This window comes from Acidovorax sp. SRB_24 (assembly GCF_012931925.1).
In genome coordinates, this window is the sequence record NZ_MWOM01000284.1 from 1 (window position 1) to 358 (window position 358).

1 protein-coding gene is annotated in these 358 nt (G+C 66.8%); it reads left to right on the plus strand.

Annotated features, from left to right (window positions below; genetic code table 11):
• A partial coding sequence (locus B2J89_RS21980) for an AMP-binding protein (protein ID WP_169170884.1) occupies positions 1-358 on the plus strand: 358 nt, incomplete at both ends.

Below are 358 nucleotides of genomic sequence, written 5' to 3' on the forward strand. Positions count from 1 at the left end.
GGCGACGGGCCGCACCATGCTTGAGGGCTGGGGCATGAGCGAGACCTGCGCCATCGGCACCAAGAACCCGGTCAACAACCCCGCGTTCAGCGGCAGCATCGGCCTGCCGCTGCCAGGCATCGACATCGCCATCAAGGACGAGGCCGGCCAGAGCCTGCCGCTGGGCGAATCGGGTGAGATCTGCATCCGCGGCCCCAACGTCACGCCCGGCTACTACAACCAGCCCGAGGAAAACGCCCAGGCCTTCACCGCCGACGGCTTTCTGCGCACCGGCGACATCGGCAGCATGGACGCGCAGGGCTACACGCGCATCATCGACCGCAAGAAGGACATGATCCTGGTCAGCGGCTTCAACGTC